General features: G+C 58.5%; 21 protein-coding genes. 18 read left to right on the plus strand and 3 right to left on the minus strand.

What is annotated here, in order from left to right; translation table 11 throughout:
* Positions 1–8 precede the first annotated feature (8 nt).
* A complete protein-coding gene (gene nadB / locus MLD04_RS14850) occupies positions 9–1,616 on the minus strand; it encodes an L-aspartate oxidase (protein ID WP_248160046.1) in 1,608 nt (535 codons plus the stop codon).
* A 132-nt stretch (positions 1,617–1,748) separates the two neighbouring features.
* Here nadB and rpoE point away from each other — a divergent pair, with 132 nt between their 5' ends.
* The 13 genes from rpoE to pdxJ all read left to right on the plus strand — a co-directional run bounded on the left by rpoE (position 1,749) and on the right by pdxJ (position 15,114).
* Entirely contained in the window at positions 1,749–2,438 is a 690-nt protein-coding gene (gene rpoE, locus MLD04_RS14855; RefSeq protein WP_282451944.1) for an RNA polymerase sigma factor RpoE, read from the plus strand.
* A gap of 11 nt (positions 2,439–2,449) precedes the next feature.
* Entirely contained in the window at positions 2,450–2,995 is a 546-nt protein-coding gene (locus MLD04_RS14860; RefSeq protein WP_248160048.1) for a sigma-E factor negative regulatory protein, read from the plus strand.
* Between the two features lie 20 nt (positions 2,996–3,015).
* Complete coding sequence (locus MLD04_RS14865; protein ID WP_248160057.1) at positions 3,016–4,038, plus strand: MucB/RseB C-terminal domain-containing protein; 1,023 nt, start codon at positions 3,016–3,018, stop codon at positions 4,036–4,038.
* Positions 4,035–4,484: a SoxR reducing system RseC family protein gene (locus tag MLD04_RS14870; RefSeq protein WP_248160064.1), complete on the plus strand. Its 450-nt coding sequence runs from the start codon at positions 4,035–4,037 to the stop codon at positions 4,482–4,484. Before MLD04_RS14865 ends, MLD04_RS14870 begins: the two co-directional genes overlap by 4 nt.
* 148 nt (positions 4,485–4,632) lie before the next feature.
* Complete coding sequence (locus MLD04_RS14875) at positions 4,633–6,045, plus strand: DegQ family serine endoprotease (protein WP_248160353.1); 1,413 nt, start codon at positions 4,633–4,635, stop codon at positions 6,043–6,045.
* Positions 6,046–6,167: 122 nt separating this feature from the next.
* Complete coding sequence (locus MLD04_RS14880) at positions 6,168–8,894, plus strand: bifunctional diguanylate cyclase/phosphodiesterase (protein ID WP_248160066.1); 2,727 nt, start codon at positions 6,168–6,170, stop codon at positions 8,892–8,894.
* 105 nt (positions 8,895–8,999) lie between these two features.
* Complete coding sequence (gene lepA / locus MLD04_RS14885; RefSeq protein ID WP_248160074.1) at positions 9,000–10,802, plus strand: translation elongation factor 4; 1,803 nt, start codon at positions 9,000–9,002, stop codon at positions 10,800–10,802.
* Between the two features lie 14 nt (positions 10,803–10,816).
* On the plus strand, positions 10,817–11,632 hold the full coding sequence (gene lepB / locus MLD04_RS14890) for a signal peptidase I (protein ID WP_248160076.1): 816 nt from the start codon (positions 10,817–10,819) through the stop codon (positions 11,630–11,632).
* 27 nt (positions 11,633–11,659) lie between these two features.
* On the plus strand, positions 11,660–12,049 hold the full coding sequence (locus tag MLD04_RS14895; RefSeq protein WP_248160077.1) for a DUF4845 domain-containing protein: 390 nt from the start codon (positions 11,660–11,662) through the stop codon (positions 12,047–12,049).
* Complete coding sequence (gene rnc, locus MLD04_RS14900; RefSeq protein ID WP_008937429.1) at positions 12,046–12,735, plus strand: ribonuclease III; 690 nt, start codon at positions 12,046–12,048, stop codon at positions 12,733–12,735. The genes MLD04_RS14895 and rnc overlap by 4 nt, the downstream gene beginning before the upstream one ends.
* Positions 12,735–13,652 (plus strand): GTPase Era, encoded by a 918-nt coding sequence (gene era, locus MLD04_RS14905; protein ID WP_248160079.1) that lies wholly within the window; start codon positions 12,735–12,737, stop codon positions 13,650–13,652. Before rnc ends, era begins: the two co-directional genes overlap by 1 nt.
* Positions 13,653–13,661: 9 nt before the next feature.
* Positions 13,662–14,390, plus strand: a complete 729-nt coding sequence (gene recO / locus MLD04_RS14910; RefSeq protein ID WP_248160081.1) for a DNA repair protein RecO — start codon at positions 13,662–13,664, stop codon at positions 14,388–14,390.
* A complete protein-coding gene (gene pdxJ, locus MLD04_RS14915; protein ID WP_248160083.1) occupies positions 14,380–15,114 on the plus strand; it encodes a pyridoxine 5'-phosphate synthase in 735 nt (244 codons plus the stop codon). The genes recO and pdxJ overlap by 11 nt, the downstream gene beginning before the upstream one ends.
* A gap of 16 nt (positions 15,115–15,130) precedes the next feature.
* On the opposite strand, the gene MLD04_RS14920 is transcribed toward pdxJ, so the two are convergent.
* On the minus strand, positions 15,131–18,004 hold the full coding sequence (locus tag MLD04_RS14920) for an ATP-binding protein (protein WP_248160085.1): 2,874 nt from the start codon (positions 18,002–18,004) through the stop codon (positions 15,131–15,133).
* A 220-nt stretch (positions 18,005–18,224) separates the two neighbouring features.
* Between MLD04_RS14920 and cysM the strand changes: the two genes are divergently transcribed.
* From cysM to MLD04_RS14945, 5 genes are all read left to right on the plus strand, one after another.
* Positions 18,225–19,118, plus strand: a complete 894-nt coding sequence (cysM, locus tag MLD04_RS14925) for a cysteine synthase CysM (RefSeq protein ID WP_248160087.1) — start codon at positions 18,225–18,227, stop codon at positions 19,116–19,118.
* 24 nt (positions 19,119–19,142) lie between these two features.
* Positions 19,143–20,492, plus strand: coding sequence for a 23S rRNA (uracil(1939)-C(5))-methyltransferase RlmD (rlmD, locus tag MLD04_RS14930; protein ID WP_248160112.1), 1,350 nt, complete (start codon positions 19,143–19,145; stop codon positions 20,490–20,492).
* Positions 20,493–20,550: 58 nt separating this feature from the next.
* Positions 20,551–22,788 (plus strand): GTP diphosphokinase, encoded by a 2,238-nt coding sequence (relA, locus tag MLD04_RS14935; RefSeq protein WP_248160114.1) that lies wholly within the window; start codon positions 20,551–20,553, stop codon positions 22,786–22,788.
* Positions 22,785–23,654: a nucleoside triphosphate pyrophosphohydrolase gene (mazG, locus tag MLD04_RS14940; protein WP_248160116.1), complete on the plus strand. Its 870-nt coding sequence runs from the start codon at positions 22,785–22,787 to the stop codon at positions 23,652–23,654. The genes relA and mazG overlap by 4 nt, the downstream gene beginning before the upstream one ends.
* Before the next feature lie 136 nt (positions 23,655–23,790).
* Positions 23,791–24,135 (plus strand): pilin assembly protein, encoded by a 345-nt coding sequence (locus MLD04_RS14945; protein WP_248160118.1) that lies wholly within the window; start codon positions 23,791–23,793, stop codon positions 24,133–24,135.
* Between the two features lie 69 nt (positions 24,136–24,204).
* On the opposite strand, the gene MLD04_RS14950 is transcribed toward MLD04_RS14945, so the two are convergent.
* Complete coding sequence (locus tag MLD04_RS14950) at positions 24,205–24,438, minus strand: hypothetical protein (protein ID WP_008937439.1); 234 nt, start codon at positions 24,436–24,438, stop codon at positions 24,205–24,207.
* Between the last annotated feature and the right edge of the window lie 62 nt (positions 24,439–24,500).

Raw genomic sequence — 24,500 nt, forward strand, 5'->3', positions numbered from 1 at the left:
AAGATGTATCAGGGAGACGGTGTACGATACGTGGTCGGCACCAGAATGGTATCACGGGCGTCGTGCATCAGCCCCGGGTAGTCCAGGGTGTAATGCAGCCCCCGGCTTTCTTTGCGCTGCAGGGCCGAGCAGATGATCAGGTCGGACACGGTCACCAGGTTGCGCAGTTCCAGCAGGTCATTGGAAACCCGGTAATTGCTGTAGAACTCACCGATTTCCCGTTCCAGCAAGTCCACGCGGTGTTTGGCCCGCTGCAGTCGCTTGGTGGTGCGGACGATGCCGACATAGTCCCACATGAAGTGCCGCAGTTCATCCCAGTTGTGGGAAATAACGACGTCCTCATCCGAGTCCCTGACCTGGCTTTCGTCCCATTCCGGCGCTTCGGGAGGAGCGGGAATATCGGATTCACGACGGGTAATGTCCGCCGCAGCGGCCCGGCCGTATACGAGGCATTCAAGCAGTGAGTTGCTGGCCATCCGGTTGGCGCCGTGCAAGCCCGTGAAGGCAGCCTCGCCCACCGCATAGAGCTGGTTGATGTCTGTCCGGGCCCGTTCATCACTGATGATGCCGCCGCAGGTGTAGTGGGCTGCCGGTACCACAGGTATCGGTTCGCGGGTAATGTCGATACCGTATTCCAGGCATTTCTCGTAAATGGTCGGGAAGTGGTGACGGACGAAATCCGCCGGCTTGTGGCTGATGTCGAGATAGACGTGATCCACACCCAGACGTTTCATTTCGTGGTCAATCGCGCGTGCCACGATGTCCCTGGGAGCCAGCTCCGCCCGATCGTCAAAACGGTCCATGAACCGGCTTCCGTCCGGCAGCTTGAGCAGACCGCCTTCGCCGCGAACCGCTTCGGTGATCAGGAAGGACTTCGCGTGCGGGTGATAGAGGCAGGTCGGGTGGAACTGGTTGAATTCCATGTTGGCGACACGGCAGCCTGCCCGCCATGCCATGGCGATGCCGTCTCCGGATGCGCCATCGGGGTTGGTGGTGTACCGGTAAGCCTTGGATGCGCCGCCGGTGGCGATCACCGTAAAGCGGGCCCGGAAAAGCTCTACATGATTGTCTTCCAGGTTGAGTATGTAGGCGCCCACGCATCGGTTACCGGGAAGTGCCAGTTTCCGGTTGGTGATCAGGTCAACGGCGACCCGTTTCGACATCAGGTGAATGTTGGGTCGCGCCTGCGCCTGGCGGGTCAGGGTGGTGGACACCGCATACCCGGTGGCGTCAGCAGCATGAATGATCCGGCGGTGGCTGTGGCCACCTTCCCGGGTGAGGTGGTACTGTTCACTGTCGTCCTCCCGGGTGAAATCCACCCCGGAGCGAATGAGCCAGTCGATGCTGTCCGTGCTGTGTTCGACGGTAAAGCGCACCGCGTCCTCGTGACAGAGCCCGGCTCCGGCCGACAGCGTATCCTGGATGTGGTTCTCGATGGAATCGTCGTCGTCAAGTACCGCCGCAATGCCGCCCTGTGCCCACAATGTTGCACCGCTGCTGATGTCGGCCTTGCTGATCACACAGATCTGCAGGTGGGGGGGAAGATTCAACGCAACGGTCAGTCCGGCCGCCCCGCTTCCGATGATGAGAACGTCGTATTCGTAAGACTGTGGCATTGAGTGGATATCGCGGGCCATAATGTGGACCTGTATTGAACTAAACTTTGCGTCCGCTGTCTATTTGGCCTGATGGTGGTGCCCGCTCGGGCGCCGGATTATCGGGCTGAATAAGGACGTCGGACAGCAGGTATGACGCAATCAAACCTCGCGCAGGCCACCCGGGTGGCCAAAGAACCAGAGAAAGCCGGCCAATCGTCCATGACGCCTGAAAAGACGCAGACACATGGTGACCAGCCCGACAGCCAGACGGACCTCCAGCTTGTTCGCAAGGTCCGCAATGGAGATCGGGCTGCCTTTGACTTGCTGGTCATCAAGTACCAGTCCCGTGTGGCCGCTATCATCAGCCGATACGTCTACGACTCCCAGGAAGTGATGGATCTGACCCAGGAAACCTTCGTCAAGGCCTATCGGGCCATCGACCGGTTTCGCGGTGACAGCGCGTTCTACACCTGGCTGTACCGGATTGCGGTCAACACCGCCAAGAATTTTCTGGAAGCCCGTGGGCGAAGGCCCCAGGGCAGCGCCGATGTATCCGAGGCGGAAAACTTCGACGACGGGATTCGGCTGCGGGATCCGGCGTCACCGGAGCGGCTGCTTCAGCGGGAGCAGTTGCAGGAAGCGCTGTCCCGAGTCATCGCGGGCTTGCCGGAAGAGCTCCGGTCGGCGTTTTTGCTGCGCGAATACGATGGCCTGAGTTACGAAGATATTGCCCGAATACTTGAATGCCCGATCGGTACGGTGCGTTCCCGCATTTTTCGAGCCCGGGATGCGGTTGACCGGCACCTCGGGCCATTGCTCAACCACACCGAAACGACGTGAGGTTGCATCCGATGGATGATCGTCTCAGAGAAACATTGTCGGCCATGATGGATGACGAAGCGGATGAATTGTCCGTTCGGCGGTTGCTGTCCCATCATGACCAGAATCGTGTACGCGAACAGTGGCAGCGCTGGCAGGAGGTGCGTGACCTGATGCACTCCAGTCAGGTGCCGATGGAGAGTATTGATGTGACGTCCGGTGTGCGAGAGGCTCTGGATGGGCGCCCTGAGAGGGTGTCGGCCGGAGATGCCTCGTCGGCCGGTCGTCGGATCCGGTGGCGATGGTCCGCCGTTGCCATGACGGCTCTGGCGCTTGTCGTCGGGTTCGGGGCCGGCGCTGGCTGGGAATCCACGGACGCGGCTTCGTCGACGCTGGCCAGATCTGAGGTTGCCGACAAACAGCCGGTTCGTGAGGTTGCGCTGAAGCGACTGGACGAGAAGCAGTGGGAGCAGGTGAGCCGTTACCTCCTGGAACATGCCCAGCATAACAGTGTGGGCGCCGGGCAGGGCTCTGTTGGTTATGCCCGGGTCGTCAGCGCAGCTGACCACGGTTACTGAAAACAAGGATCATTGTCGGCATGAAACGCCTGTTTCCGGACCTGAGAAAAAAACATCTGGCCGCCCTGCTGGCGCTGTTGTTTTCGCTGGTTCTGCTTCCTGTTTCCGCATTGGCAGAAACGTCCGGGAAGGTCGAGCAGTGGCTTGAGCGCCTGGGGCCTGCCCTGAACGCCACCTCTTATCGGGGCGTGTTTGTCTATGCCCGTGGGGATCAGGTTCACTCCATGCGAATTATTCATCGTTTCCGTGACGGGGTCGTGGACGAGCGTCTGGTGATGCAGGATGGGGGGGCTGGCGAGATTGTCCGGAAGGGATCGGACGTGGTCTGTGTGTTGCCGGATCAGGGGCGCTTCAAACTCGAACAGGTGATTCCATCCGGCCCGTTTGCCGACGTTTTCAATCGCAAGTTCATGCCGGTCGGGCGCTGGTATGACGCCCATGTGATGGGAGAGGACCGGGTTGCGGGCTACGATGCGGTCCGAATCGCACTGACCGCGAAAGACAACAACCGTTACAGCTATCAGCTCTGGCTTGAAAAGCGCTCCGGATTGCTGGTCAAGAGTCAGGTTCAGGGCGCGTCCGGGCAGGTCCTTGAACACTTCCAGTTCACCAGTCTCGAGATCACGGACGATATTCACGATGACGAATTCAAAATCCACACCGAAGGTCCGGAAATTACCGGAAAGCTCGGGCCGCAGGGCGTCCGCGTCGGAGCGGAATCGAAGCACCGGATGAACGACTGGGAGCTGGGCTGGCGCCCGGCGGGATTTATTGCGTCTGCTATTCCGCAGGCGCCCAAGGGCCATGCGGTTGCCTACTCCGATGGTCTGGCAACCTTTTCGGTGTTTGTCGAGCCCGCCGGGCAACTCAAGATGCCCCAGGGCGCCTCTCGGATTGGCGCGACGACCGTCTACACGCACGATCTGACATCGGGCGGAAAGCAGTTCCTGGTGACGGTTGTCGGGGAAATTCCCCCGGAAGCGGCCCGCAGGGTTGCTGAATCGGTTCGCATGCAGAAAGGCACGCAGGCGGGGGCGTCATGATTACTGAGAACGGAAAAGTGATTGCCGTCAACGGGGACCGGGTCTGGGTGCAAACCATCAGCGCCAGCGCCTGCCAGCAGTGTTCAGCGAAAAAAGGTTGTGGTCAGAAAGCGCTGGCACAGATGTCAGGGGGCAGGGCGAATCAGGTGTTGGTCGCCAACACCATCAACGCGAAAGTTGGCGACGAGGTGACTCTCGGTATTGAAGAATCTGCTCTGCTGGGCGCTTCGGTTCTGGTTTATGCCGTTCCGTTGGTTACGATGTTGTTAGCAACGATTGCCGGGCACAATCTCTCTGGCGGTCAGGATATCGGCGCCATTCTGGGTGCGGCAACGGGGCTGGGTGCGGGGTTGCTGGCTACGAGATTTCTGCAGGGTCGTCGCGGCGAGGCCTACGAGCCGAAGCTGTTGCGGGTGAATCATATCGCGTCTGTAACCTGTCTATAAATCCTACCGTTTTGTAAGTTGAAAACCCCTCATACGACCTGAAGACTAGTTTTACGAGCTGAAATAAAACAGGGGGTTGAACATGTCGAGAACACTGAACGAGGTATCCCGTCCTTTGCCGGCGCTACGTCCGGACAAGGTCGTCGGGATGCTCCTCATGCTATCGGTAATGGTGGTGGTTTTCTGGAGCCAGAATGTTGCGGCCCGCAGCCTTCCGGATTTCACCGACCTTGTCGAAGAAAATTCCGATGCGGTGGTCAACATCAGTACCACCACGGAGCCCAAGCAGGGCAACGCGGGTATGGGGCAGATGCCGTTCGATCAGGGCCAGCTTGATCAGATGCCTGAGTTTTTCAAGCGTTTCTTCCAGGGGCCCCAGTCGCCGTTTGGCGGTGCGCCGGGTCATGCCCAACCGCGTCGATCCATGGGGTCCGGCTTTATCGTATCCAGCGATGGCTACGTGTTAACCAATAACCACGTGGTGGAAGGCGCCGATGAAATCATGGTTCGCCTCAGTGACCGTCGCGAACTGCCGGCCAAGCTGATTGGTACCGATGCCCGTTCAGACATCGCTGTGCTGAAGATCGACGACGGTAACGACCTTCCGGTGGTGGACATTGGCAAATCCCGGGACCTGAAAGTGGGTGAGTGGGTCTTTGCCATCGGTTCGCCCTTTGGCTTTGATCACACCGTGACAGCCGGTATCGTCAGCGCGCTGGGCCGCTCTCTGCCGACAGAAAACTATGTGCCGTTCATTCAGACCGATGTCGCCATCAATCCCGGTAATTCCGGCGGTCCGCTGTTCAACATGGATGGCGAGGTCGTGGGTATCAACTCCCAGATTTATACCCGGTCCGGTGGTTTCATGGGTGTGTCCTTCTCGATTCCCATCGACAATGCCATCAATGTCTTCCACCAGATTCGCGACAAGGGAACCGTCTCCCGGGGCTGGCTGGGTGTCCTGATCCAGGAGGTCAATCGCGATCTGGCCGAGTCGTTCGGTTTGAAGCGGCCTCGTGGTGCGCTGGTTGCAGAGGTGATGGATGGATCTCCGGCACAGAAGGCCGGTCTGCAGTCCGGGGACATCGTGCTCTCCTACGATGGTGAAGACATCCAGTTTTCTTCGGATCTCCCGCCAATGGTTGGCCGGACGCCCGTCGGGGACACCGCCAAACTGAAAATTCTCCGTGGCGGCGAAGAGAAGACCCTGGAGGTGACCATCGGTCAGTTGCCGTCCCAGGACGAAGATCAGGGGCAGGCCGCGCCGGATACCAATAACGGTTCTTCGTCTGCACCACTGGGTTTGTCCGTTGAACCGCTGCCATCGGATATGGCCGATTCGCTCGGGCTCAAAGGCGGGGTTGTGGTAACCGGTATCAGCCGGGGACCCGCGTTCAATGCCGGTATCCGCCCCCGGGATGTGATTACTGAAATCAATAGACAGAAAATCACGTCCGTGAAGGATTTCGAGGACGTGGTTTCATCCCTGCCGAAAGGCAAGGCTGTCTCCGCCAGGGTGGTCAGACAGGGGCGGGCGCTCTACCTTGTGATCAAGCCCTGATCTGATCCGGAAACGAAAGGAATCGTTCCACCGAAGCCCCCTGACGTGCGCAGACACGTCAGGGGGCTTTTGCTATACTTTCCCGACGTTGAGTGATACGGCCACGGACTGGACCCAATCGAATGATGGACAAGAAGGATCTTTCCCTCCGCGAACTCCTGAAGTTTCGCAACGGCTGGCTGGCCTGGCTGATTTTCGCGGTCTCGGTCGCTGCCACCGTGATTCTCTGGCAAGTCTCGATTCGTTTGGTAGAGGACCGCACCGAAGCCCGCTTCCGTTCTCAATCCCTGCAACTGAAAACCGCCATCGAGGAGCGCTTGCTCAACTACGAGCAGGTCCTGGCGGGCAGTGCCGGCCTGTTTTCTGTTGCCGGCGAGGTGTCCCGGGACGAATGGCGGCAGTATGTCGACAAGGTCGACATCAATCGTTACTACCCCGGCATTCAGGGCATCGGATTCGTAAAGCGGATCGGTGTCCGGCAAATGGCGGATCACATTGCTTCGGTCCGGGCCGAGGGCATTCACAACTATCTGGTCAATCCGCTGGGTATCGGGCCTTACTATTACCCCATCGTCTATCTTGAGCCCGGTACCGACCGCAATCGACGGGCGTTGGGCTACGATGCGTTCAGCGATCCGGTACATCGCCGGGCCATGGAGCACGCCAGGGATGAAGCCGTGCCCACGGTCACCGGCAAGGTCGTGCTGGTACAGGAAGAGGTGGACGAGGACCAGGCCAGCTTCCTGATGTACTACCCGGTCTATCAGGGCGGAGTGGTACCGGAAATTCGTGCCGAGCGCAGGATGATGCTCGCCGGATACGTGTTCAGCGCGTTCCGGATGAATAATCTGATTGATGGCATTGTGGGGCTTATTGCGCCGTTTCTGGATGTCCGCATCTACGATGAAGGTGCCGTGAACCGGGACAACCTGATGTATGGTTCGAATCTGGGATCGCTGGACAACGATTTCAGTTTCGACATGAGTCAGACCATCTCTCACGGCGGTCGTGACTGGCTGCTCCAGACCCGGTCCACTCCGGCTTTTGACTATCTCGCCTCCGATCCAAGGCCCCCCATCGTCCTGGGCAGTGGCCTGCTGGTCAGTGTGCTGTTGTTCCTGTTTGTCCTCGCCATGATTCGATCCCGTCTGATGGCCCAGATTACGGCGGGCCATTACCGGGCAATTACAGAAGGTGCCGCCAACGTGACGTTGGTGATGAATCGGGCCGGCAAGGCGCTTTATGCGAGTCCCTCAAGCTACGACATTCTGGGGTTCGACCCGGACAAGGTGTCTCAGCTCGACTTTCAACAGCTGGTGCATGGCGATGACTGGCCGGCCCTCGAAAGTGGCTTCAGGGATGCGGTCGGCTCACCTGGCAAGCAAATGCCCATGATTCGTGCGCGGATTCGGGACGCCGAAGGTCAGTGGCGCGATATGGAAGGCACCTTTACCGCAATGCTGTCGGTCCCGGGCGTAAACGGGGTTGTCCTCAGCCTTCGGGATCTGACCCAGCTCAAGGCCGCCCAGTCCGAACTGCATCGTCTTGCCTTTTACGATCCGTTGACCGGTCTGGCCAACCGCCAGCTGTTCCGTGACCGTCTCAATCACGTCGTTCGTCGGGCCCGACGCAGTGGCGAATCGGCGGCCCTGATGTTTCTGGATCTTGACGGCTTCAAACGGATCAACGACACCCTGGGGCACGATGCCGGAGACGCACTGCTGAGACAGGTTGCCCAGTGGCTGGAAGGGTGTGTGCGTGAAGAGGATTCGGTGGCCCGGCTGGGGGGCGATGAATTCGTGGTCCTGCTGTCGCGGATCAGTGGGCCCGACGCTGCTGGCAAGGTTGCGGAAACCATTCTGAATCGTCTTTGTCAGCGGATTCGGCTGAACGACCACGAAGTCGGCGTGACAGTCAGCATCGGCATTACCATGGTGCCTCACGACAGTGAGGACTCTGGCGCCCTGATGAAATATGCGGACCTTGCCATGTATCGCGCCAAGGAAGTGGGCCGAAACACCTACCAGTTCTTCACGCCGGCCATGAACATCAAGGCCGCCCGTCGCCTTTTGCAGCAGGAAGAGCTGTCTACCGCGTTGGCCGATGACCGGTTCGTCCTTCACTACCAGCCCAAGATCGATCTCTCCACCGAGCGGGTGATTGGCGTCGAGGCGTTCCTGCGATGGCATCATCCCGAAAAGGGGCTGGTCTCTGCCCAGCAGTTCATTGGTCTTGCCGAAGAAACGGGGCTGATTGTGCGCCTTGGCGAGGTGGCTCTCCGGCAGGCCTGTATTCAGGTCCAGGCCCTGGAGCGGGCCGGCTTTGAGTCCCTGAAAATGGCTGTTAACCTGTCTGTTCGGCAGCTGATCGATCCGGGATTTCTGGATATGATCCGGCAGGTCATCACCGAAACCGGTGTCTCTCCGGAACGGCTGGAACTGGAAATGCCGGCCGAACTCCTGAACGAAGATCCCAGGATGCTCCGGGAACTTCTGGTTTCCCTGAACGATCTGGGCGTCTGTCTGATCCTCGATGACTTCGGGACCGGCGCCTGTTCCCTGGTGGCTTTGCAACAGTTGCCACTGGACGTGATCAAGATTGATCATGGCTTTATCCGGGACATTCCCTACAACGTCAGTGCGACCGACGTGGCCTCCGCGGTGATTGCCCTGGCCCGGAAACTTCACCTGACCGTGGTGGCGGAAGGAGTCGAAACTCCCCAGCAGCTCCATTTCCTGAAATCCGCCGGTTGCGCCCAGTGTCAGGGCAATCTGTTCAGCTACCCGTTGGATGAGGATGCGCTGATCGGCTTCCTGATTCGTCAGTATGAGCGACCGCTGATCTCCTGATCATGGCAATGGCGGTCGGTAACCGGTAAAATCACGCCGTTCCCGGATCCCGGTAGCGGCCCCTCCGGGCTCAATCCTTCGTCAATTTATGAGTAATCATCGTCTGTGACTGAACTGAGCCGAATCCGTAACTTTTCCATTATTGCCCACATCGACCATGGTAAATCCACGCTGGCAGATCGATTCATTCAGCTCTGCGGCGGACTTACCGATCGGGAGATGGCCGAGCAGGTCCTGGATTCCATGGACCTCGAGCGGGAACGCGGGATTACCATCAAGGCCCAGAGCGTCACGCTCAATTACAAGGCCCGGGATGGTGAAGTTTACAAACTGAACTTCATCGATACTCCCGGTCACGTCGATTTTTCCTACGAGGTATCGCGCTCGCTGTATGCCTGCGAGGGCGCTCTCCTTGTGGTTGATGCCGGGCAGGGCGTTGAAGCCCAGTCGGTCGCCAACTGCTACACCGCCATCGAACAGGGGCTGGAGGTGGTTCCTGTCCTGAACAAGATGGACCTGCCGCAGGCGGAGCCTGATCGGGTAGCGGCGGAAATCGAGGACATCATCGGGATCGAGGCATCGGATGCCGTCCGCTGCAGCGCCAAGAGTGGTATGGGGGTCGAGGATGTTCTCGAGGATCTGATCCGCAAGATTCCGCCGCCCAAGGGAGACCGCAGCGCTCCGTTGCAGGCGCTGATCATCGACTCCTGGTTCGACAACTATCTTGGCGTCGTATCGCTGGTGCGAGTGATGGAAGGAACGCTTCGCAAAGGTGACAAGATCGTCATGAAGTCGACCGGCAAGGTATGGAACGCTGACAAGGTCGGGATCTTCAACCCCAAGCCGAAAGACACCGATGTTCTCGAGTCGGGTGATGTCGGGTTTGTGGTGGCCGGTATCAAGGACATCCACGGCGCACCGGTGGGCGACACCATTGTGCACCAGAAGTTTGCCGAACAGACACCGATGCTGCCGGGGTTCAAGAAAGTGAAACCGCAGGTCTATGCCGGTCTGTTCCCGGTGAGCGCCGATGACTATGACGATTTCCGGGATGCCCTTGAGAAGCTGACGCTGAATGATGCGTCGCTGTTCTTTGAGCCGGAGAATTCCGACGCCCTTGGTTTCGGTTTCCGGTGCGGTTTCCTGGGCATGTTGCATATGGAGATCATCCAGGAGCGTCTGGAGCGAGAGTACGACCTGGACCTGATCACCACAGCACCGACGGTAATCTACGAGGTGGTGACCAAACAGGGTGAGACCCTGTCGGTGGACAACCCGTCGAGGCTTCCGGATATTGGGTCCATCGAGGAGATGCGCGAGCCCATTGTGGAAGCGAACATTCTGGTGCCCCAGGAACATCTTGGTAACGTGATTGCCCTGTGCGAAGAGAAGCGTGGCGTGCAGAAAAACATGCACTTCATGTCCACCCAGGTTCAGCTCACCTACGAGTTGCCGATGGCCGAAGTGGTGATGGATTTCTTCGATCGGGTCAAATCCGCGAGCCGCGGTTTTGCGTCACTGGACTACCATTTCGTGCGTTTCCAGCCGGCGAACCTGGTACGGCTGGACGTGTTGATCAATGGTGACAGGGTCGATGCCCTGGCGCTGATCGTTCATAAGGAACAGGCGCACTACAAGGGTCGCCAGCTGATCGACAAGATGAAAGAGCTGATTCCCCGGCAAATGTTCGATATCGCGATTCAGGCCGCGATTGGTAATCAGGTTGTGGCCCGGGTCACCGTGAAGGCGCTTCGCAAGAACGTCACGGCAAAGTGTTACGGCGGCGATGTCAGCCGTAAGAAAAAACTCCTGCAGAAGCAGAAGGAAGGTAAAAAGCGCATGAAGCAGCTCGGAAATGTCGAAGTGCCTCAGGAAGCGTTTCTTGCCGTGTTACAAGTTGATAAATAACAGAAGGCTTCCGGATGGATATTGATTTTCCCCTGGTTCTGGTAGTTCTGACCTTTGCGACAGGTCTGATATGGCTGGCGGACAGGCTGTTCCTCCGGGAGCGTCGACTGGCAGCGGCAAGGGCGGAAAGCGGCCAGACTGCCAATGTGTCTGCCGATACGGCGGGCGCCGAGGAGGTAGAGGAACCGAAGGAACCCTACCTGGTCGATCTCAGCCGCTCCTTTTTCCCGGTATTGCTGATCGTGTTGGTGCTGCGCTCATTCCTGGTGGAGCCTTTCCAGATTCCGTCAGGCTCCATGTTGCCGACGCTGGAGGTGGGTGATTTCATCCTGGTCAACAAATACGCGTATGGCCTTCGTTTGCCGGTTATCGGCACCAAGATCATCCCGGTGGGTGAGCCCCAGCGCGGCGATATCATGGTCTTCCATTACCCCAAAGATGGCGAAACCAACTACATCAAGCGGGTGATTGGTCTTCCAGGAGATCATATCCGGTACAAGGACAAGCAGTTGTACATTAACGGGAAAAAGATCGAGCACACCTCCGTGGCGAGGTTGCCGCCGGTGGAGCTGTTGCGGGAGGATCTTGACGGTGTCGAACACGATATCTTCCACAGCCTGGGATGGACTGGCGACCGGGGTGAGGGTGAGTGGACGGTTCCCGAAGGCCAGTATTTCATGATGGGCGACAACCGTGACAACAGTAACGACAGTCGATACTGGGGATTCGTCCCGGAAGACATGATTGTTGGTAAGGCCTTTGCCATCTGGATGCACTGGAAATCATTCACCACGCTGCCATCCTTTGATCGAGTGGGCGGCATCGAGTAACTCGGACTATCCTGGAGTTAAATGATAATGACGAAAAACAATCTCTCCGCACTGGGGCGTCAGGGCGGTGCCTCGGCAATCACGGTTCTGGTTATGGTGCTGTTCTTTGGCAGCCTTCTGACCCTCGTAATCAAGCTCGGCCCGGTGTATCTGGACGACCTGACCATTCAGGAAGCTCTGGAAAGCCTCGACGGTACCGAGGGGCTGTCGAACATGGGGCCGGCACAGGTCAGAACCCTGATCAACAAGCGCCTGAGCGTGAACAGTATTCGGGGATTCGACGCCAAACAGATCTCGGTTGAGAAGAATGGAGAGTTTGTCGTTATCAAGGTCGATTACGAAGTCCGGAACAACATATTCAGCAACGTGGATACCGTGGTCCACTTCAAACACGAATACGAGATGAAGGGCAAGTGAGTTCTCAACCCGATCTGGATCAATTACAGCGGCGTATCGGTTACCAGTTCAAATCACCGGAACGCCTGCTGCTGGCACTGACCCACCGGAGTTTCGGCAACCAGAATAACGAGCGACTGGAGTTTCTGGGAGACTCCATCGTCAACATGGTGATTGCCGAGTACCTCTACCTGAACTTCGAGAAGGCACGGGAAGGCCAGCTCAGCCGGCTGAGGGCCCGTATGGTCAAAGGGGTGACGCTGGCGGAAATCGGACGGGAGTTCGATCTCGGACGGTACCTGCGGCTGGGATCGGGAGAACTCAAAAGCGGCGGCTTCCGGCGAGAGTCGATTCTGGCCGATGCCGTGGAGTCGATCATCGGTGCCATCTATCTCGACAGTGATTTCCACACCTGCCGTGCTCAGGTCCTGCGCTGGTTTGAACAACGTCTGAAGAACCTGGATTTACAGGATACCCAGAAAGATCCGAAAACCCGGCTTCAGGAATACCTTCAGTCCCGACAATTTCCCCTGCCGCGCTACGATGTGATCTCCGTAGACGGTGAGGCCCACAATCAAACATTCCATGTTTCCTGCGCGTTACCGTCCCTGGATCGCAAGACCACCGGTACCGGAAGCAGTCGTCGTATTGCCGAACAGCAGGCGGCACGCAATGCGCTCAAGGAACTGGGTGTGGAGAATTCCTGATGAATGACATTACCCGCCCGGAAAACCCGGACAGTCGATGCGGCTTCGTTGCGATTGTCGGTCGCCCGAATGTGGGCAAGTCGACGTTGCTCAACCACATCCTTGGCCAGAAGCTCAGCATTACCTCGAGGAAGCCCCAGACAACCCGCCATCAGGTTCTGGGCATCAAGACCGACGGTCCGGTCCAGGCGATCTATGTGGATACGCCGGGGATGCATGAGGATGAACCACGGGCGCTGAACCGCTACATGAACAAGGCGGCGTCTTCGGCGCTGATTGACGTCGATGTGGTGGTTTTTGTGGTCGACCAGATGGCCTGGACCACCGCCGATGAACTGGTTCTGGATAAACTTTCCCGCCTTAAGTGTCCGGTGATCCTGGCGGTGAACAAGGTCGACAAGATCGATAACCGGGATGCGCTTCTGCCGCATCTCGATATGCTCTCGAAGAAGCGGGACTTTGCCGAGATCATTCCTCTGTCGGCACTCCGGGAAACCAATCTGGAACCGCTGGAACAGGCCGTCGGGCGTTATCTGCCGCAGAGCGTTCACTTTTATCCGGACGATCAGATCACCGATCGCAGCGAGCGGTTCATGGCTTCCGAAATTGTCCGGGAAAAGATCACCCGACAACTGGGCGCAGAGCTGCCGTATTCGGTCGCGGTTGAAATCGAGGAGTTCAAGCAGGAAGGCAAGACGCTGCATATCTCGGCGCTGATTCTGGTTGAACGGGAAGGCCAGAAGAAAATCATTATCGGCGACAAGGGCGAGCGCATGCGGCGGATAGGCCAGGAAGCCCGGACCGATATGGAGCGCCTGTTCGATAACAAGGTCATGCTCAAGCTCTGGGTCAAGGTCAAACGGGGTTGGGCCGATAGTGATCGAGCGCTCAAGAGCCTTGGTATGAGTGATTTCTGAGGCGTGACCATGAGGGAGCCTGAACAGCAGGAGCCCGCCTACGTCCTCCATCGCCGCGCCTGGCGGGAAACCAGCCTTCTGGTGGATGTTTTCACCCTGAATCGGGGCCGCATGACACTGATTGCCCGCGGCGCGAACAGTGCCAAAAGCCCGCTGAAGGCGCAGCTTCAACCGTTTCAGCCACTGCTGGTGGACTGGACCGGCCGGGGAGATCTGAAAACCCTGACCCAGGTTGACGTTCGCCCGGGCCCCGAGCTCCGGCGGACCCAGGCTCTATACAGCGGCCTTTACCTGAACGAACTCCTGCAGAAAGTCCTGCCGCCGGCAGATCCGCACCCCGCGTTGTTTGCCGCGTATATCGATGCAATTGCCCGTTTGTCAGACGGCGGAGCCATCGAGCCCGTCCTCAGGGAGTTCGAGCAAACCTTTGCCAGTGCGCTTGGCTATGATTTTGCCTGGGATCAGACGACGGACACCCGTGCACCGGTCGAGCCTGGCAAAACCTATTGTTATGATCCGGAACAGGGTATTGTCTGCGAGCCCTGTTCCACCGTCCGGTTGCAAGGCCTTCCCGGCGAGACATTGCTCGCCATTGGGGCAGGTGACCTTGAGACACCGGAGGCCCGGCGAGTGGCCAAAAAGGTCATGCGGGTTCTGATGGACTACCTGCTTCAGGGCAAACCGCTGAACAGTCGGGCCCTATTCATGCATCTTCGGGGAGAAAACCATGAATCCTAGAGTACTGCTTGGGGTCAATATTGACCATGTCGCCACCCTTCGCCAGGCGCGCGGAACCCGTTACCCGGATCCGGTGCAGGCCGCCATCCTGGCAGAAGAAGCGGGTGCTGACGGCATCACGATTCATCCCCGGGAAGACCGGCGCCATATTCAGGATCGGGATGTGCTGCTGCTGAGAGAAGTCCTGCAGACCAAGATGAATCTGGAAATGGCGGTTACCGACGCCATGCTGGCTTTTGCCGAGCAGGTTCGTCCCGAGTGCGTGTGCCTGGTACCGGAAAAACGGGAAGAGCTCACGACCGAAGGCGGACTCGATGTCGACGGTCAGGAAACGCGGATTGCCAAGGCCTGTGAACGACTGAGAGCGATCGGGGCGGAGGTATCCCTGTTCATTGATCCGGATCCGGTCCAGATTGATGCGGCGGTGCGTTGTGGGGCGCCGGTGGTTGAATTGCATACTGGCGAGTATGCCGAAGCGAGAACCCCGGAGCAGGAAGACGCTGCCTTCGATACGTTGCTCAAGGCCGTGGCACATGCCCGGAAGAAAGGGCTGGTGGTCAATGCCGGGCATGGATTGCATTATCACAACACCGAACGCGTTGCGGCCATCGAAGGCATCAACGAACTGAATATCGGCCATGCCATTATTGCGCGTGCCGTCTTCACGGGGTTGAAGGAGGCTGTGTCCGATATGAAAGCGATTCTGGAGCGGGCGCGACGCTGACGTCCCCAGGTCCGCCTCAGGAGGTGGTTTCCTCCGGGTGCGGTTGCCCACGGAAGAGCTGTTGCCAGTCGGTCTGTTCGCTCCAGATCTGCAGGCGCTCGATGGCAGAGACGAGCTGGTTCTTGTGGGCCTCAATGTCAGCCGAGCCGCGTTTCAGTGCGGTTTCCAGCTGATTGGCCGCGCCCCTGAGCTCGGGTACGCCACAGTACCGGGTGGCGCCGTGGAGTTTGTGAACACACTCCAGGAGTTCCTCCATCTGCTTGTCGTCCCAGAGCGCCTCGATCCTCTCCAGATCGGTAGGGAGCTGCTCCAGCAACATGCTGAACAGCTCTTCGGCAAGATCGGTTTTTCCCGCCGCTAGCTGAATACTTTCTTCAACACTGACGCAATCCTTTTGCATCTTTCGGGTAGACGGACGTAAAACCCGCCTGGTATCCCTGACCTCGGCAATCCGCTCTCCGGCCCCGGTTTCTCCCGGCTCGTAGCCGGTATATTCTCGGATGATTGCCGTCAGTTGACTGCTGCTGATCGGTTTTGCCATGTAGCCGTCAAAACCCTGCTGGGCCAGCCGGTCCTGCTCGTCGGCAAGAGCGTGAGCAGTCAGGGCGATAATGTGGGTCCGGTGGTTGCCGGAGTCCAGCTCGCGGATACGGGCAGTCGTCTCTACGCCATCCATGCCAGGCATCTGAAGATCCATGAAAACCAGGTCAAAGGGAGCCTGGCGGGCTTTGCTCAGGGCCTCGAAGCCGTTGCAGGCGCCTTCCGCATCAATCTGGTAGTCACGCAGAAGTGTCATGATCAGCTTGAGATTGGCCTCGTTGTCGTCGACCGCCAGAACTCTCGGAACATTGTGTCGGAGCGCCTGGATGGTCGAGGGTTCCGGTCTGCCTGCAGCGCGTCCGCCCGCGTGAATGCCGTGGACGAGGAGCAGTAGCTCGTCGTAAAGAGGGGCACGGCAGACCGGCTTGGTCAGGTGACCACTGGCCTGGCCGGACATTGTTGCATCGTGGGTTTCCAGTGTGGGTGTGAGCAACAGGGTTCGGCAGTCCCGGTCGACTTCCAGGGTTCGGATAAGGTTTCCGTATTGGCTGGAGCTGAGCAGGTGGCGTGTGATGCCGATGATTGCAACGGCGTAGCCAGCCTGGCTTTTCTGGGCCTCTTCAATCTGCTCCTGCATGGTCGCCGGCGAGGAGGCCCGGTCGACTTCCATGCCCCAGTCCCGCAGCATGTGTTCTACGGCCAGCCCCGTTGTTTTCTGTTGCTCAAGGTAAATGACCCGTTCACCCCGGAGCGCATCCCGTGGCGTAACGGCCTCGTTACTGGTCGACAGCTCGGAGTTGAGTGTGAACCAGAACGTGGACCCTTTGCCCAGTTCGCTTTCAAGGCCAATCTTGCCACCCATTTCCTCGACCAGTCGCTTGGAAATCGCCAGTCCAAGCCCGGTTCCACCATACTGTCGGGCCGTCGAGGCATCCGCCTGGCTGAAGGCGTTGAACAGGGATTGCTGCTGCGCCCGTGACAGGCCGACACCGGAATCGGTGATGCTGATGCGAAGGGTGACGTGATTGTTCTCGGTGTCCTCCTCCTCGAGACTGACGCGCAGGACAACCTCGCCGGTCTGGGTAAATTTGATGGCATTGTTGACCAGATTGGTGATCACCTGCTTGACCCTGAGAGGGTCGCCCATCACGTTGTCGGGGACATCGTTGTAAACCAGAGGGGCCAGGTCCAGATTCTTGGCATGTGCCGCTGGTGCCAGCATCACCATGACTTCCTCGATGATATCGCGGAGCTGGAATGGCACCCGGTCGAGAATGAGTTTGCCGGCCTCGATCTTGGAGAAATCGAGAATGTCGTTGATGATCGTCAGGAGAATCTCCGACGATTTCCGGATGGTGTTCAGGTGATCACGCTGCTGCCTTGGCAGCGGGCTCTTCAGGAGCAGTTCGGTGAAGCCGATGATGCCGTTGAGAGGTGTGCGGATTTCATGGGACATATTGGCCAGGAACTCAGACTTGATCCGGCTTGCCTCCAGTGCCTCTTTGCGCGCGAAATCCAGCTCGATATTCTGGATCTCGATGGTTTCCAGCGTTTCACGCAGGTCTTCCGTGGCCTGATCAATGTTCTGCTGCATCTCGGCCTGGGCTTTGCTCAGCTCGGAGGCCATGTCGTTCAGGCCCGATTCCAGCTGCTCGAATTCAGGCCCGGCGCCCGTATAGACCCGGGTATCGAGTTTGCCTTCCTTGAGTTTCGCCACCGCTTCGTTGAGTTCGAAGACGGGATCGGTGAATGCCCGGCTCAGGCGCAACGCGATGGCGAGACTGACCAGAACGCCGCCAAGCACGAGCAGCAGCGATATCAGCATCGCCTTGTAGGTCTCCTTTTCCGTCCGGACATGGGACATTTCCACGGAGACCCAGCCCAGGGGATCTTTCTGATTGGCCATGGACTGGCGGATATCCGGGTCCAGCATGGTTTCGATCATGAGATCCTGCAGGTAGACCGGGGTGATGAAGCGGGTGCTGGTGCCGTCGGTGATCCGGGTGGCCTTGCCCGAAGGCAGGTCAGCGCCATCGGGAGACTCGGAGCTGCCGGGGCCGGTATGCAGGAGGCGTTTGTTGTCGCTGCCGTAAAAGGTAATAGAGCGAACATCCTGCTCTTCCAGCAGGGCGTTGGAGAGACTGCTGAGCAGGCCGCGGTTCGCAGTGAACAGGCCATATTCCGAGGCTGAGGCCAGCTGACGGGACAGCGACTCACCGCGATCACGGAGCAGGTGTTCAATATTGTTGACCCAGCTGTAGGTGAAGAACAGACCGAGCACGACGGTTGTCAGAAGGGTGGGGACCAGGGTCACCACCAGAACTTTCTTGCGAATGCCCCAGCGCCGCATACCATTTTCCTGAAAATTGCCTGGCCCGCGACTGATCGCGGGAAAACTTCCCTGTCAGAATAGTTGATCCGGAACGCGTCGGCTGTGGTACCTGTCCCAGCGGGTCCGGAAATTTCAGCGTTTATAGCCCGCGGTCATGGATATAGCGAGAAGCCGTATTGGGATGACAGGACCATAACGCGTATGATTCGGACCCAAAAGTGTACCACAGGGTTTTGTTATGAATTTTCCCACCATTGAAGATTATGTTGGTCATACGCCGCTGGTCCGCCTGCAACGCCTGCCGGGAAACACCAGCAATGTGATTCTGGCCAAGCTGGAAGGCAACAACCCGGCGGGGTCGGTCAAGGATCGCCCTGCCATCAGCATGATCCAGGAAGCGGAAAAGCGTGGGGATATCAAACCGGGCGACACCCTGATTGAGGCGACCAGCGGCAATACCGGTATTGCACTGGCGATGGCCGCTGCCATCAAGGGGTATCGGATGGTCCTGATCATGCCGGAAAACATGAGTGAGGAACGTCGGGCCTCGATGCGCGCCTACGGTGCAGAAATCGTCACTGTGACCCGGGAAGAAGGCATGGAAGCGGCGCGGGACCTCGCTCAGACGATGGAGGCCGAGGGCAAGGGCAAGGTTCTGGACCAGTTCAGCAACCCGGATAACCCGTTGGCCCATTACCGGACGACTGGCCCGGAGATCTGGGAGCAAACCGATGGGCGTGTGACCCACTTTGTCAGTTCCATGGGGACGACCGGCACGATCATGGGTGTTTCCCGGTACCTGAAGGAACGCAATCCCGACATCCGGATCATAGGTCTTCAACCGAAAGAGGGCGCCTCGATTCCGGGTATCCGTCGGTGGCCTGAGGCCTATCTGCCGAAGATTTTCGATGCCACTCGTGTGGATCAGGTGCTCGATATTGGCCAGGAAGAGGCCGAGGACACCATGCGGGCGCTGGCCGCTCGCGAAGGCATTTTTTGTGGCGTGTCTTCCGGTGGGTCCATTGCAGCGGCACTGAAACTGTCCGAACAGGTTGAAAACGCAGTGATCGTGGCCATTATTTGTGATCGCGGCGACCGCTATCTGTCCACCGGTGTATTTCCCGGCGCCTGAATCCCGTCATCGAGAGATTGCAGTATGAGTAGAAGACGCAGGAAGGTCCTGCCGAAAGAGCCCGTTCGTTGTGTCATTGAGACCCTGAGCCACGATGGACGCGGTATCGCCCGTAGTGACGGCAAGACCCAGTTCGTGGACGGCGCTCTGCCCGGTGAGACGGTCATGGCGAAAATGGTGTCCACCCGTAGCCGGTTCGACGAGCTTCGTGCGCTGGAGGTGCTGGAATCTGCACCGGAACGGCAAACGCCGCCCTGTGAATTTGCGGATCTGTGCGGTGGCTGCAGTCTGCAACACATGAGCGCAGACGCCCAGATAGGGTTCAAGGAAAATACCCTGAGAGAGCATTTTGCCCATTTCGGGGGCATTGAACCCGAAGAGTGGGTGCCACCGATGCGTTCGGAAGCCAGTGTCGGTTATCGCCGCAAGGCCCGGCTGGGCGTTCGTTACGTCAAGGCTCGCGAGTCGGTACTGGTCGGGTTCCGTGAAAAGCGTAACAGTTTCCTGACGGACATCGATCACTGCGTGGTGATGGATCCCCGGATCGGGGAACGAATACTGCCACTGCGGGAACTCCTCCACGGCATGGATGCGTTCGATCGTATCGCCCAGGTAGAAGTGGCTTGCGGGGATGACGTCGCCGCCATGGTGTTCCGGAACATGGATGATCTCAGTGATCGGGATCGCCAGGCCCTGATCGACTTTGGCAAGGCCCACGAATTGCATATCTACCTGCAGCCGAAAGGGCCGGATACCGTTCACCGGATCTGGCCGGAGTCATCAGGTCCTTCGGATGAGCGCCTGCACTATCGGCTGGAAGAATTCGACCTCACCATGGCATTTCATCCGATGGACTTTACCCAGGTCAATGCGGGAATCAATCGCAGCATGGTACACCGGGCCGTGGAATGGCTGGATGTTCAGCCCGGGGAAAGAGTGCTGGATCTGTTTTGCGGCCTGGGTAATTTCACGCTGCCCCTGGCGCGCTGCAGTGCCCAGGTGGTCGGAGTGGAAGGCGATGACGCCATGGTTGTCCGGGGCCGGGAAAACGCGCGTGCAAATGGTCTGGAGAATGTGACTTTCCATGGTGCAGATCTCCATGGCGATTTTACCGGGCAGAGCTGGGCGCGTGAGGGTTTTGACAAGGTGTTGATTGATCCGCCCCGATCCGGTGCGGAACAGATCTGTGAGCATCTGACGGCCTTCGGGGCCAGCCGGATTGTCTATGTGTCCTGCAACCCGGCGACCCTGGCGCGGGATGCGGGTGTACTGGTGCGCAATGGTTATCGTCTGGTACGCGCCGGTGTGATGGACATGTTCCCTCATACCACGCATGTAGAGTCCATTGCCCTGTTTGAGCGGATCGAGCGCTGAACGGGGATCGGCGCGGCCAGGGATGGTCGCGGTAAAGAACGGGAACCAGAAGACCGCTATGGTAAAAGTTCGCGAAGATTATGCTGTAACCGGGGACGGCGAGGTCGACATCGAAAAGTGTGTCAGCCATATCGCCTCCCAAACCCATCTTGAAGACATTGATCAATTTCGCCGGGCCTGCGAAAAGGCTGCCGAGATTGATCTCCAGGCGTTCCGGGAGGACCGCCTGTGGGCCCCCGGTTCTAGCAGTTTCCGGATTGGTCTGGAAATGGCCCAGGTACTGGCCGAGCTGCATCTGGATCAGGCCAGTCTGGTGGCTGCGATGCTCTATCGAGCCGTCCGGGAAGAGCGTGTCCCTCTGGAAGACATCCGCAAGGAATTCGGCGATGAGGTCGCGGGCCTGATCAATGGTGTCCAGCAGATGGCTGCGATCTCGTCTATCCATCACCCGCTCAAGGGCAATGTACTGGGTCAGAGTGAGGGCCAGCTGGATAACGTCCGCAAGATGCTGGTGACCATGATCGACGACGTTCGCGTAGCCCTGATCAAGCTGGCAGAACGGACCTGCGCTATCCGGGCGGTCAAGAACGCGCCGGAAGAGAAGCGCATGAGGGTGGCCCGGGAAGTCTTCGATATCTATGCACCGCTTGCCCACCGGTTGGGAATCGGGCATATCAAGTGGGAACTCGAGGATCTGTCGTTCCGCTACCTGCACGAATCCGCCTACAAGAAAATCGCCAAGCTGCTGGATGAAAAGCGCCTCGACCGCGAAGGCTATATCAAACGTGTGATCGATACGCTCCAGAAGGAGTTGTCCGAAGCGGGCATTGCTGGTGATCTTTCCGGCCGGGCGAAGCATATCTACAGCATCTGGCGGAAAATGCGGCGGAAAGGCATCGACTTCTCACAGGTCTACGATGTCAGGGCGGTCCGCATTCTGGTACCGGAGGTCAGGGACTGCTATGCCGCATTGGGGATTGTCCACACGCTCTGGCGTCATATTCCCAACGAGTTTGATGATTACATCGCCAACCCCAAGGAAAACGGTTACCAGTCCCTTCATACTGCCGTGATCGGGCCGGAAGGCAAGGTCATGGAAGTCCAGATCCGTACCCACAAGATGCATGAGGAAGCGGAGCTGGGTGTGTGTGCCCACTGGTTGTACAAGGGAACCGACAAGCACAACAAATCGACCGGTTACGATGCCAAGATCAACTGGCTTCGCCAGGTGCTGGACTGGCAGGAAGAGCTGGGAGATTTGTCCGGGCTGGCAGACCATCTCAAATCCGACGTGGCCTCTGACCGGGTCTACGTCTTCACGCCGGAAGGGCATGTCGTAGACCTGCCTCAGGGCGCTACCCCGGTGGATTTCGCCTATCGGGTACACACTGAAATTGGGCATGCCTGCCGGGGCGCGCGGGTCAACAGCCGCATTGTGCCGCTGACGTATCCCCTGAAGACTGGCGACCAGGTATTTATCCTCACGTCCAACAATCAGGCACCCAGCCGTGACTGGCTGAATCCGAGCCTGGGCTACATACAGACGTCGCGGGCCCGGGCCAAGGTCACCCACTGGTTCAAGCAACAGGACCGCGGCCGGAACGTCATCGATGGCCGGGCGATTCTCGAGGACGAGTTCAGGCGGTTGTCGTTGTACGAGGTGGACCTGGAAGAGCTGGCCCGCCGGGTCAATTACCACGGTTCGGAAGACATGTTTGCGGCAGTTGGTGCAGGAGACCTGCGCCCGACCCACGTCGCCAATGTGGCCCAGCAGATGCTGGAACCGAAGACCGAACAGCTCGACCTGAAACTGACCAGCCATCGCAAGAAACCCTACGACACCGAGTCGGATATCCAGATACTCGGGGTGGGCAAGCTCAAGACCCAGGTCGCGAAGTGCTGCAAGCCTCTGCCGGGGGATCCCATTGGCGGTTACATTACTGTCGGCCGCGGTGTCACCGTGCACCGGTTGGATTGCCTGACGTTTCTGAATCTTCGCGAGTTCGAACCGAACCGTATCATCGAGGTGAGCTGGGGCGGCGCGCCTGCGGCCGTCTATCCCGTGGACATCGAAATCGAGGCGTATGACCGCTCCGGGCTTCTGCGGGATATCACGCAGGTTCTATCCGCGTCGAAAAGCGATGTCCTTTCCCTCAACACGCTCAGTAATCGGAATGAGAACACGGCGACCATGAATGTCACCGTGGAAATTTCCAGCCTGGAGCAGCTCGCCCGGTTGCTGGCACAGATCCGGAATCTGCCGAATATCATTGACGTGAGGCGCAAACGCGGATGAGTTACTCGATCGACGACCTGAAGGTTCTGATGGCCCGCCTTCGCGAGCCGGAGAGCGGCTGCCCCTGGGATACGAAGCAGACCTACGCCACCATTGTGCCCCATACGATCGAGGAGGCCTACGAGGTTGCCGATGCCATTGACCGAGAGGACTATCCACACCTGAAGGACGAACTGGGTGACCTGCTGTTCCAGGTCATCTTCTATTCGCAGATGGGTCGTGAGGATGGCCATTTTGATTTTGACGGGGTGGTCGATCATCTGGTTCGGAAGCTGATCCGCCGGCATCCTCACGTCTTCCCGGAGGGCACTCTGGACAGTCGTATTGATCCGGACAACCGGCCTGATGAAGCCTGGATCAAGGAGAGCTGGGAACGCATCAAGGCCGAGGAGCGGGCTGAGAAAGAGCAGGGCGACAGTGGCCAGCGAGCCGAACGGCCCGCGAGCCGCCTCGATGGTATTGCACGCACCCTGCCTGCCATGGCCCGCGCTGAAAAACTGCAGCGACGGGCGGCCCTCCATGGTTTTGACTGGCCGGATATCGCGCCGGTGTTCGACAAACTCCACGAGGAAATCGACGAATTGAAAGAGGCCTGGCAGGCCGCCCAGGAGGGACACGGCGATGCCGATGATGTCGAGGACGAACTGGGCGACCTGCTGTTTGTCTGCGTCAACCTGGCACGTTTCATGAAGGTAAATCCGGAGCAGGCCCTCAAACGCACCAACCACAAATTCGACGCCCGCTTCCGGGCCATCGAATCGGTACTGGAGCAAGAGGGCCGAAACATGGACGAAGAGTCCCTGGAGGCGCTGGATGCCGTGTGGCAAGCGGTGAAAGGGGTGGAAAAGGCGGACCGCGAAAAATGAGACCTGCCCTGCGGTAAGTACAATCCGTTACCAATTTTCCGGCCCCCGAAGAGGAGGCTTCGTCTACACTTCCGGTATCGGACGCACTGCGGTTGTGCGCCGGACGCCATCAAGAAGATGCAGGAGTGAAGGCACTATGAAAATCAAAGATCTGGTCAATTACTGGGACAAGCATGCGCGGGGACGTCTGACCCGTGATGCCTATTTCATGGCGCTGTCTGACCAGCATCACAAACGACTGGAAAAGCTGGCGGCACTGTATCCGATGAAATCGCCGCAGGATCTCATGCGCGACCTTATTTCGGCCGCCCTCGACGAGCTCGAAACCAGTTTCCCGTATGTGCAGGGCACGAAAGTGGTAGCGTACGACGAGGATGGGTTTGAGATTTACGAAGATCAGGGACTCACTCCCCGTTTCGTCAGCCTGAGTCAGAAGCACATCCAGCGTCTGAAGGCGCGCCAGATCGAATCGGTCGCCTGACCCCTTCCTTACTCCTGATTCTGCACCGGTGTGGCCATCCGCCACGCCGGTTGTCAGGCTCAGAGCATATTACTTCTCTTTGTTCTCCAGCCGGTCCTTGATCGGGCTCTGACGAACCAGATCGTCCAGGGCGGCACCGATCATGTCATTCAGAATATCCGCTTCCGAACGGTCGGGATAGAGTTCCGCCAACGCCGCAACCCGGGCCGCGTCTTCCAGCGGCAAGCGCAGATTGTAGTCGTGGGTACGCTCTACGGCTTCTTTCTTCTGCTCCCAGTGTTTGGGCAAATCGGTGACCTTCATGAATACTCCTCGCTGCCATGGGCGGTTACGCCGATAGACTTCTTCAACTGATTCTTAGTATC

Origin of the sequence: Marinobacter koreensis (genome assembly GCF_023156285.1) — a bacterium.
Classification (GTDB): Bacteria; Pseudomonadota; Gammaproteobacteria; order Pseudomonadales; family Oleiphilaceae; genus Marinobacter; species Marinobacter koreensis.